At 68.1% G+C, this 11072-nt stretch carries 6 protein-coding genes and 1 pseudogene; 4 read left to right on the top strand and 3 right to left on the bottom strand.

Annotation, left to right across the window (positions count from 1 at the left end; translation table 11 throughout):
- On the top strand, nt 1–1573 hold a 1573-nt coding region (locus ABDV68_RS15385), incomplete at its 5' end, for a V-type H(+)-translocating pyrophosphatase (protein ID WP_343520981.1).
- Between the two features lie 61 nt (nt 1574–1634).
- Here the strand turns inward: ABDV68_RS15385 and ABDV68_RS15380 are convergent.
- On the bottom strand, nt 1635–2453 hold the full coding sequence (locus ABDV68_RS15380; RefSeq protein ID WP_343520980.1) for an endonuclease/exonuclease/phosphatase family protein: 819 nt from the start codon (nt 2451–2453) through the stop codon (nt 1635–1637).
- 91 nt (nt 2454–2544) lie between these two features.
- On the opposite strand from ABDV68_RS15380, the gene ABDV68_RS15375 reads away from it, so the two are divergent.
- Both ABDV68_RS15375 and ABDV68_RS15370 read left to right on the top strand, forming a co-directional pair.
- Nucleotides 2545–3549 carry a LacI family DNA-binding transcriptional regulator gene (locus ABDV68_RS15375; RefSeq protein WP_343520979.1) on the top strand — a complete coding sequence of 335 codons (1005 nt, stop codon included), beginning with the start codon at nt 2545–2547 and terminating at the stop codon, nt 3547–3549.
- 181 nt (nt 3550–3730) lie between these two features.
- A complete protein-coding gene (locus tag ABDV68_RS15370; RefSeq protein ID WP_343520978.1) occupies nt 3731–6337 on the top strand; it encodes a TonB-dependent receptor in 2607 nt (868 codons plus the stop codon).
- A 54-nt stretch (nt 6338–6391) separates the two neighbouring features.
- Here the strand turns inward: ABDV68_RS15370 and ABDV68_RS15365 are convergent, their stop codons facing one another.
- On the bottom strand, nt 6392–7207 hold the full coding sequence (locus ABDV68_RS15365) for an aspartyl/asparaginyl beta-hydroxylase domain-containing protein (RefSeq protein ID WP_343520977.1): 816 nt from the start codon (nt 7205–7207) through the stop codon (nt 6392–6394).
- Nucleotides 7208–7387: 180 nt separating this feature from the next.
- Here ABDV68_RS15365 and ABDV68_RS15360 point away from each other — a divergent pair, with 180 nt between their 5' ends.
- The gene (locus tag ABDV68_RS15360; RefSeq protein ID WP_343520976.1) at nt 7388–10294 is read left to right on the top strand and encodes an insulinase family protein; all 2907 of its coding nucleotides are present in this window, start codon (nt 7388–7390) and stop codon (nt 10292–10294) included.
- 114 nt (nt 10295–10408) lie between these two features.
- On the opposite strand, the pseudogene ABDV68_RS15355 reads toward ABDV68_RS15360, so the two are convergent.
- Nucleotides 10409–11072: pseudogene (locus ABDV68_RS15355) on the bottom strand (long-chain fatty acid--CoA ligase); the annotation flags it as partial.

The raw sequence follows: 11072 nt of genomic DNA, 5'->3' as shown, positions 1-11072 counted from the left end.
CCTGGTCGGCAAGGTCGAGGCCGGCATCCCCGAAGACGATCCCCGCAACCCCGCCGTGATCGCCGATAACGTCGGCGACAATGTCGGCGACTGCGCGGGCATGGCCGCCGACCTGTTCGAGACCTATGTCGTGACGATCGGCCTCACTATGGTGTCGATCGCGCTGCTCGTCACCGGCACCACCGATCAGCTGATGGCGCTGATGGCGCTGCCCCTGCTGGTCGGCGGCGTGTGCATCGTCACCTCGATCCTCGGCACCTACATGGTCCGGCTCGGCAGGGGGCAGTCGATCATGGGGGCGCTGTACAAGGGCTTCTGGACCACCGTGATCCTCGCGGTGCCCGCGATCTACTTCGCCACCCAATATGCGCTGGGCGATCTCAACGCCGTGATCGGCGGTGCGGCCGATGCCACCAATGTCGACGTCGCGGCCTCGGTCGCGGTGCAGGCGGTGGGCGAGGGCTTCACCGGCATGGACCTGTTCTGGTGCATGATGATCGGCCTCGGCGTCACCGGGCTGCTGGTGTGGATCACGGAATATTACACCGGCACCAACTACCGCCCGGTCAAGTCCATCGCGCACGCCTCGGTCACCGGCCATGGCACCAACGTGATCCAGGGCCTCGCGATCAGCCTCGAGTCCACCGCGCTGCCCACGATCGTGATCGTGGTCGCGGTGATCGCTTCCTACCAGCTGGCCGGGATCATCGGCGTGGCCTTCGCCGCCACCTCGCTGCTCGCGCTCGCCGGCATGGTGGTCGCGCTCGACGCCTATGGTCCGGTGACGGACAACGCCGGCGGCATCGCCGAGATGGCGGGTCTGCCCGACGATGTGCGCACCCGCACCGACGCGCTCGACGCGGTCGGCAACACCACCAAGGCAGTGACCAAGGGCTATGCCATCGGCTCCGCCGCGCTCGCCGCGCTGGTGCTGTTCGGCGCGTATACGGAGGATCTCAAGCGCTATTTCGCCGACGTCACGGTCGATTTCAGCTTGAGCAATCCCTTCGTCATCGTCGGCCTGCTACTCGGTGCGCTACTCCCCTACCTGTTCGGCGCCTTCGGCATGACCGCGGTCGGCCGCGCCGCCGGATCGGTGGTGGAAGACGTGCGCAAGCAGTTCCGCGAGAACCCGGGCATCATGGAAGGGACCAGCCGTCCCAACTATGGCCATACCGTCGACATCGTCACCCGCGCCGCGATCAAGGAGATGATCGTCCCGTCGCTATTGCCGGTGCTCTCGCCGATCATCCTCTACTTCGTCATCCTGGCGGTCGACAGCCAGGCCAACGCCTTCGCCTCGGTCGGCGCGATGCTGCTCGGCGTGATCGTCTCGGGCCTGTTCGTCGCGATCTCGATGACCTCGGGCGGCGGCGCGTGGGACAACGCCAAGAAGTTCATCGAGGACGGCAACCATGGCGGCAAGGGCAGCGAAGCCCATAAGGCCGCGGTCACCGGCGATACCGTCGGCGATCCCTACAAGGACACGGCCGGCCCGGCGGTCAACCCGATGATCAAGATCACCAACATCGTCGCGCTGCTGCTGCTCGCGGCGCTGGCGGGCGGCGGCTGAGCCGCTGCGCGAACCAGCCTTTTCAGGCCCCGTCCGGCACGTCCGGGCGGGGCCTTTCGTTTCACCGCCAGCGATAATCGACCACGACCGGGAAGTGATCCGACGGATATCGCCCGTTCGCGCCGAAGATATCCGTCTCCGCCTTCACCGTGGTCAGCCCGCGCGCCAGCACCCAGTCGATCCGCCGGTCGGGCTTGCCGGTGAATCCGTGGAACGTCCCCGCCGGTCCCGTCCGCGCCGCCGCCGTATCCCACGCATCGGCGAGCCCGGCCGTCAGCGCCCGATGCGCCGCGGAATCGGGGATGGTGTTGAAGTCGCCCGTCAGCACCACCGGCGCATCCCCCGGCAGCGCCGCGATGCGCGCCGCGATCAGCTCCGCCGCCTTGGTCCGCGCCGCCTCGTCCTCGGCGCGATGCGCGAAATGGGTGTTGAAGAACCAGAAGCGCTTGCCGCCCGGAATCGTCTCGAACAGCCCGAAGGTTGCCATACGCGGCAGTGATTCGCCCCAGCTGATGCTTCCCGGCACCTCGGGCGTATCCGACAGCCAGAAATTGCCCATCTCGATCAGCCTCAGCCGGTCGCGGCGGTAGAACACGCCCATATGCTCGTCGCCGTGCCCGCCACGCCGGTCGATCCCGAACCAGCTATATTGCGGCAGCTTCGTCACCAGATGGTCGCCCTGGATCTTCCACAATTCCTGCGTGCCGATGATGTCGGGATCGGCGCGGCGGATCGTCTCGACGAACAGGTCCCGCCGCGCCTCCCAGCGGTTGGGCCCGTCCGAAGCGATCGGCAGGCGCACGTTGAAGCTCATCACCTTGAGCCCCTCCCGCGCCTGTGCCGCCGCAGGCAGCGCCGCCGCCAGCCCCAGTCCGATCATCAACGCACGCCTTCGTACGATCATATCACCACATCGCTCTTGCCTGTTGCCAACGCTGTCACCTATGCCTTGAACCAATCAGGGGAGGCAAATGGCGCGCAGGCCGACGATCAAGGAAGTCTCGAAGCTCGCGGGAGTCTCGTTCAAGACCGTCTCGCGCGTGCTCAACAACGAGAAGAACGTCAGCGACGAGACTCGCCGCCGCGTCGAGCAGGTGGTGGCCGAGCTCAACTTCCGCCCCAGCCTCGCCGCGCGCACGCTCGCCGGGCGCAAGTCGTTCCAGGTGGCGCTGCTCTACGACAATCCCAGTCCCTATTATGTCTATCACCTCCAGGCCGGCGCGCAGGAGCGCTGCCACGAGCTCGGCTACCGGCTGCTGATCCAACCCGTCGTCGCCGACTCCGCCGATCTGGTCCAGGAAGTCGCCGCGCTGATCGACGAGACGCATCTCGACGGCGTGATCCTTTCGCCTCCCGTCACCGAATCGGCGGAATTGCTGGCCGAGCTCGACCGGCGCGGGCTGCCCTATGTGCGGATCGAGCCCGGCATCCGCCGCGAGGAAGGCCGCTCGACCACGATCGACGACGTCGCCGCCGCGCGCGACCTCACCGATCATCTCGCCGGGCTCGGTCACCGCGCGATCGCCTTCATCACGGGCCCCGAGACGCATATCTCGTCGGTGGAGCGCCTCGAAGGCTATCGCGCGGCGCTCGACACGCACCGCATCGCCTTCGATCCGGCACTGGTCGTCGCCGGGGACTACAGCTTCCAGTCGGGCCGCGAGGCCGCGCGGCGGCTGCTCGACCGGCCGACCCGCCCGACCGCGATCTTCGCCGGCAATGACGACATGGCCGCGGGCGCGCTGGCGGTGGCGCACGAGCTCGACATCGGCGTGCCCGACGAGCTGTCGATCGCCGGCTTCGACGATTCGGATCTCGCCGCCGCGGTGTGGCCACCGCTCACCACCGTGCGCCAGCCGGTGCGCGAGCTCGCCTGGGCGGCTGCCGACCTGTTGCTGGCCGATACGCGCGACCGCGACCGGCTGACGCTCGACTACAGCCTCATCGTTCGCGCCAGCACCGGCCCGGCGCGCTAGCCTCCCGCCGCCCGCCTACGGGCGAGGTTGTAGGACATCTCACCTATGTGCGTTCTTGACACGCCGGAGGGTTTGTAGGACAACTCTGTATGACACCGGTGTCTAAGCCGGGTCGACCGGGCACGGCCCGCGCGTACCGTCGCCTGTCGCGGCGGCTCACGCGGAATTGGGGAGGAGACGCATGAACACCACCAAGCTGCTCAGGGCAGGCACCGCTGCACTCGCGCTGACCACCGCCTTCGCCGCCGCGACGCCCGCCGTCGCGCAGGATACCGCACCGCCCGCACCGGCGGAGGAAACCGAAGAGATCATCGTCAGCGGCATCCGCGCCTCGCTGCAGCAGGCGGCCGAGGTCAAGCGCGACGCGTCGCAGGTGATGGACGTGATCACCGCCGAGGACGTCGGCAAGCTCCCCGACGCCAACGTCGCCGAAGCGCTGCAACGCGTCACCGGCGTGCAGATCACTCGCGTGTTCGGCGAGGGGCAGTCGGTGTCGGTCCGCGGCCTGCAGCAGGTCCGCGTCGAGGTCGACGGCCGTACCCTGCTCGGCTGGTCGGCGCGCCTGTCGCCGCCGGAGAACGACCAGCTCGGCCGCTCCTCGGGCCTCGATTCGGTCCCCTCCTCGCTTTTCGGCCGGCTCGAGGTGCGCAAGTCGCCGCTCGCCAGCCAGGCCGAGGGCGGGCTCGGCGGCACGGTCAACCTCGTCACTCCCAAGCCGCTGTCCTTCAAGGAACCGACCATCTCGGTCCGCGCGCAGGGTGTCTATTCGGAGAATAGCGACAAGTTCGAGCCGGCGATCACCGGCTTCGCCACCACCAAGTTCCTCGACGGCCGGCTCGGCATCATGATCGCGGGCGAATATCAGAAGCGCACCTCGACCAACCAGACCTTCGAGCGCAACAACTTCCTCAACCGCACCTATACCGGCACCGGCGCCGGCGTGTTCGCGACCCCGGTGCTGCTCCAGTACGAGCAGTTCGTGGTCGACCGCTCGCGCCTCGGCCTCAACGGCGCGGTGCAGTTCGAGGTGACGCCGGAGTTCACGCTCACCGCCGACGCGCTCTATTCGGAGCTCACCACCGGCCGCCACCAGGATTTCTTCGCCTTCCGCCTGCCCACCGGCACCAACCCGGTCGCCAATCGCGTGGTCGAGAACGGCGCGGTCGTCGCGGGCACCGCCAACGGCACCGTCACCACCGCCGGCCAGATCCGCAACGAGCCGACCAAGAGCTATCTCTACGGCCTCAACGGCAAGTACGAGAAGGACGGGCTGACGATCGAGGCCGACGGCTATTACAGCAAGGGCACGATCGACCAGACGATCCAGATCATCACGCTCCAGGCGACCGCGGCGGTGCCCGGCACCTTCGATTTCCGCGGCAACACCATCCCGTCGCTGACGCTCGGCGGCGCCTTCAATCCGGCCAGCTATGCCTCGTACAACCCCGCGACCAACGGCGTGCGCAGCAACCGGCTGATCGGCCTGCTCGAGGAATGGACCGGCAAGCTCGACTTGAGCTACGAGTTCGACAGCGGCGTCACGCTGGCGATGGGCGTGCGCTACACCGACCTCCACGCCCGCTCGAACGCCTTCCGCAGCCAGGTGACCCCGACCCGCGCCGAGATCGAGCCCTATGTGCGGCTGGTCGACACCAGTTTCCTGACCGACATCCCGGGGACCTTCCCGCGCGGTTTCCTCACCACCGCGCCGACCTTCGACTATGTCTTCACCCGCGCCCAGGCGGCCGAGCCCAATCCCGACCCCAATGGCCGTTCGACGCTGCTGCCCAACCTCCAGCGCGACTATGACTTCAACGAGAAGACGCTGGCGGGCTACATCATGTTCTCGGGCCAGGGCGAGATCGCGGGCATCCCCTATCGCGCCAATGCCGGCGTGCGCATCGCGAGCACGCGCCTGTCGGTCGACTCCTATGTCAATGTCGGCACCGTCAGCACGCTGCGCAACGACAAGAACCGCTACACCAACGTGCTGCCCAGCGCGAACATCGCCTTCAACGTCACCGACGACTTCCTGATCCGCGTCTCGGGCTCGCAGACGATGCAGCGCGCGTCGATCGCCGATCTCTCGCCGTCGACCTTCTTCAACGCGACCAACCTCTCGGTCACGGGCGGCAACGTCAATCTCGAGCCGCCGATCTCGACTCAGGCGGACATCAGCTTCGAATATTATACCGGCAAGAGCTCGCTCATCTCGGGCGCCTTGTTCTACAAGGACGTCAAGGACTTCATCGCCAGCTTCGTCACCACCGGGGTCGACCTGACGCTCGATCCGCAGGGCCGCGAGCTGGTCTTCTCGCGGCCGGAGAACCTCGCCACCGCGAAGATCAAGGGCTTCGAGGTCGGCATCCAGCAGTTCTTCGACTTCCTGCCTTCGCCGCTCGACGGGCTCGGCATCATCGCCAACTACACCTACTCGGACTCGGAGGATAACGCCGGCTTCCCGCTCGTCGCGGTGTCGAAGAACAGCTACAATCTCGTCGGGCTGTACGAGAAGGGGCCGATCTCCGCGCGCATCGCCTACAACTATCGCGACGAGGCGGTGTTCGAATTCTCGGAAGGGCGGCCGAGCTTCATCGGCCCGCGCTCGCAGCTCGACGCGCAGATCGGCGTCGATCTCACGAAGAACATCGCGCTCTCCTTCCAGGCGCAGAACCTGATCCCGGACGATTCGGCGACCATCGAATACAGCGCGGCGGGCCCGGTGGCGCTCAACAGCTATGCGCTGTCCGAGCGGCGCTATTCGATCGGCGTGCGCGCCAAGTTCTGAGCCGAGGTAAGGCCGCCCGGCCTAGGGAAAACCGGGCGGCCGCCCCACCGCTAGCTAGACGTCCCGCGCCTTCATCGCCGCGTTCCAGCGCATCACGTTCGCGCGCGCTTCCTGCACGAAGGCCGAGCGGCGGACGATGCCGAGAAACGCGTCGGCGACCCATTTTCCGGGCTGGCGCAGCGGGCGGCGTACCTGGATCAGCAGCACCACGCGCGTGCCCGCCGTGTCGTTCCACACCTCATGGTCGTAGGTGTCGTCGAACAGCAGCGTCTCGCCCTCGGCCCAGCGCACGACGCGGTTCCGCACGCGCATCCGCGCGTCGCCGTCGCGCGGTACGCTCAAGCCGAGATGGCAGGTGAGCAGTCCCTTGGTCACCCCGCGATGCGCCGGAATGTGCGTGCCGGGCGCGAGGATCGAAAAGAAGGCGCTGTTGAGCCCCGGGATCTGCGCGACCACCGATCGCGTCACCGGGCAACGATCGAGATTCTCCTCGATCGAATAGCCATAGCCCCACAGGAAGAAGGAGCGCCATTTGTTCAGCGGCGCGATCGCGCGGTGATCGGGCGAGATGCTCGCGAGCGCGGGCGAGGCGTCCTTGCAGGCCAGCGCCTCGTCGCGGATCGCCTCCCAATTGTCGCGCAGCAGCCGCGTCCAGGCAAATTCGCGCACGTCGAGCACGGGCGCGTTCGAGACGAGCGAGGACGCACCGATGATCCGGTCGAAGGCGCCGCGCAGGCGCTTGCCGACGCGGATCAGCAGCGGCCGCCTGATGGCTTCGGCGAACACGGCACCGGCCGGGACGATGTCGAGATCGGGAAGACGCACCGCGTCCGCCGTCTCGTCACGCCTGATCGCTACGCCTTCCCGCACGCCACACCTCGACCCAATATTTGCCGCCGGCCGGGAATCGGCGACCGCGCGACGATCCGGCTAGGCGGCGCTTGGGTCCAAATCGTGGCGAAACCGCGCCAAAGCCGTGTGATCGCTGCCAAATTGCGGCGTGATCACCGCGGCTGGCGATGAACCGCGAAGCACGCTAAATAGCAGGCGATGGCCCTGTACCCCCGCGTCAAGCAGTTCGCCCTTCCCCTCCTCGTCGCCGCAGCCGCCGTGCCCGCACTGGCACAGGTCGCTGCCCCGGCGCCCCAGAACGCGCCCGCGCCGGTCGCGATCGACAAGGCGCCGTGGCTCTACAAGGGCAGCGACGTCCCGCAGGACCCCGAATGGCGTTTCGGCACCCTGCCCAACGGCCTGCGCTACGCCGTGCGCAAGAACGGCGTGCCGCCGGGCCAGGTCTCGATCCGCCTGCGCATGGATGTCGGCGCGCAGATGGAGCGCGAATCGGAGAAGGGCTTCGCGCATCTGCTCGAGCATCTCTCCTTCCGCGGCTCGGCCAAGGTGCCCGACGGCGAATCGAAGCGTGAGTGGCAGCGGCTCGGCGTCACCTTCGGCTCGGACAGCAACGCCAGCACCACGCCGGTCTCGACCACCTACAAGCTCGACCTGCCCGACGCGAAGGAAGCGAGCCTCGACCGCTCGATGATGATCCTCGCCGACATGATGTCCGCGCCCAGCCTGACGCCCGAGGCGCTCAATGCGGAGCGCCCGGTGGTGCTCGCCGAGCAGCGCGAACGGCTGCGACCGCAGACCCGCTTCGAGGACGCGCAGCGCCAGCTGTTCTTCGCCGGCCAGCTCTTCGCCGAGCGCCCGGTGATCGGCACGGTCGAGACGCTCAACGGCGCCACCGCCGAGACCGTCCGCGCCTTCCACGAACGCTGGTACCGGCCCGAGCGCGCGACCCTCGTCATCGTCGGCGACATGGACCCGGCGCTGTTCGAGGCGCAGATCGCCAAGCATTTCGCGGCGTGGAAGGGGACCGGCCCCAACCCGACCAACCCCGATTTCGGCAAGCCCGACGCGTCCAAGCCCAAGAGCGCGGCGATCGTCGAGCCGACGCTGCCTCCCGTGGTGTCGATGGCGGTGCTCCGCCCCTGGACGGTGTTCCAGGACACGGTCAAGTTCAACCAGGAGCGGATGGTCGATTTCGTCGCGGTGCGCATCATCAACCGCCGCCTCGAGAGCCGCGCCCGCGCCGGCTCCTCCTATATCGGGGCGAGCGCCGACCTCTCCGACGCGGTGCGCTCGGCCAACGTCACCGCGATCCAGGTGCTGCCCATCGGCGAGGATTGGGAGACCGCGGTCAAGGAAGTGCGCGCGGTGATCGCCGACGCGCTCACCACCGCCCCGACTCAGGCCGAGATCGACCGCGAGGTCGCCGAGATCGACGCGCAGATGCGCAACTCGGTCGCCACCGCGCCGGTCCAGGCCGGCTCGCGCCGCGCCGACAATCTGGTCGAGGCGATCGACATCAACGAGGTGACGACGAGCGAGCAGGAGAGCTACAACATCTTCAAGGGCGCGGTGGACGCCAAGATGTTCACCTCCGATCGCGTGCTCGCGGCGACCAGGCGCATCCTGCAGGGTGACGCGACGCGCGCGATCGTCACCACCCGCACCCCCGACGACAATGTCCAGACCAAGCTCGCCGCCGCGCTCGAGGCCGATGTCTCGGGTCTCGCCGGCAAGCGCAATGCTGCGCGCAACGTCACTTTCGACTCGCTGCCCAAGCTGGGCGCGCCGGGCAAGGTCGTCGAGCGCGTGGTCGCGGTCCCCGACCCCAAGATCGAGCGCGTGCGCTTCGCCAACGGCGTCACCGCGATCCTCTTCCAGAATCCCGGCGAGGTCGGCCGCGCCTATGTCTCGGTGCGCTTCGGCCGCGGCATGCAGGGTATTCCGGCCGGCAAGCAGACCCCGGCCTGGGCCGCCGACATGGCGCTGGTCGCGAGCGGCATCGGCAAGCTCGGCCAGGAGGAGATCGACCAGCTCACCGGCAACCGCCAGATCGGGCTCAACTTCGGCATCGGCGACGACGCCTTCACCTTTGCCGGCCAGACCTCGCCCGCCGATCTCCACGACCAGCTCAAGCTGATCGCGACCAAGCTCCAGTCGCCCGGCTGGGACCCCAAGCCGATCGCGCGCGCGCGCGCGGTCGCGGTCTCGGGCTATGCCGCGATGTCCTCCTCGCCCGACGCGGTGATCGGCCGCGACCTCGAGCGGCTGCTCCACGACGGCGATCCGCGCTGGGGCATGCCCGACCTCAAGGGGATCGAGGCATTGAACGCCCAGGACTTCCGCGCCTTCTGGGAGCCTTTGCTCGCCAGCGGCCCGATCGAGGTGCAGATCTTCGGCGACATCGATGTCGACAAGGCGATCGAGGCCGCGCGCGTCACCTTCGGCGCGATGAAGCCGCGCCAGCCCGCACCGGTGATCTCGCCGGGGATGCGCTTCCCGACCCACACCGCCAAGCCGATGGTGCTCACCCATACCGGCCAGCCCGACCAGGCGGCGGCGGTGATCGCGTGGCAGGCCGGCGGCGGATCGGACAACATCAGCGAGGGCCGCAAGCTCGAGATCCTCGCCGCGATCATGCGCGACCGCATCCTCGACCGCATCCGCTCGGCCGAGGGCGCGAGCTATTCGCCGACGGTGATCAGCCAGTGGCCGGTCGGCCAGCCCGGCGGCGGCCGCATCATGGCGCTGACCCTGACCCCGCCCGACCGCACCGAGCTGTTCTTCCGCGTCGCGCGCGAGATCGCCGCCGACCTGATCGCCAAGCCGGTCGACACCGACGAGTTGCGCCGCGCGCTGGTGCCGACCGCGCAGATGGTCGTGCGCCGCTCGAGCGGCAATCCGTTCTGGATGCAGCAGACCGAGGGCGGCACGCTCGATCCCAAGCGCTTCGCCGCGATCGCCTCGATCGCGCGCGACTATGGCGGGACCACGCCGGCCGAGATCCAGATGCTCGCCGCGAAATATCTCGCGCCGCAGAAAGACTGGTCGATGGTGGTGCTGCCGGATGCCAGACCGGCTGCGGCGACGACGGCGGGCGGGCGGTAGTACCCACCCCGTCATCCCGGGCTTGACCCGGGACGGGGCTGCCGTTCGCGCCGGTCGGGAACAAAGCCCAGCCCCGGCTCAAGGCCGGGGTGACGGCGAAGAGCGCAGCGACCGTTAATTCTTGTACAGCGCGTCCAGCCGCTCGCCATAGACGCGCTTCAGCACATGCCGCCGGATCTTGAGGCTCGGCGTCAGCTGCTCGTTCTCGATGCTGAAGGGCTCGTCCGCCAGGATGAAGCGGCGGATGCGCTCGATCACCGACAGGTCCTTGTTGACCCGCTCGACCGCGGCGCCCACCGCGGCGCGATAGTCATGGTCCTGGCGCAGCGCGGCGAGATCGCACTTCGCCGCGTTCTTCGCGCACCATTCCTGGGTCCATTCGGGATCGGGCACGATCACCGCGGTCATGTAGGGCTTGCGGTCGCCGGCGATCATCGCCTGCATGATCTCGGGCTGGAGCGTCAGCATGCCCTCGACCTTCTGCGGCGCGACATTGTCGCCCTTGTCGTTGACGATGATGTCCTTCTTGCGGTCGGTGATCTTGATCCGGCCCTTCTCGTCGATCATCCCGATGTCGCCGGTGTGCAGCCAGCCGTCCTTGAGGACGCGGTCGGTCTCCTCCTGGTTGCGCCAGTAACCGTGCATCACCAGTTCGCCGCGCACCAGGATCTCGCCGTCCTCGGCGATCTTGAGCTCGACGCCCTCCAGCGGCGGGCCGACCGTGTCGTGCTTGAGCCCCACCTTGGGCCGGTTGCAGCTGATCACCGGCGCCGCCTCG

Source organism: Sphingomonas sp. (assembly GCF_039595165.1).
Taxonomy (GTDB): Bacteria; Pseudomonadota; Alphaproteobacteria; order Sphingomonadales; family Sphingomonadaceae; genus Sphingomonas.
Note: the sequence above shows the minus strand (reverse complement) of the source record. Positions and strands in the feature narration are given on the sequence as shown.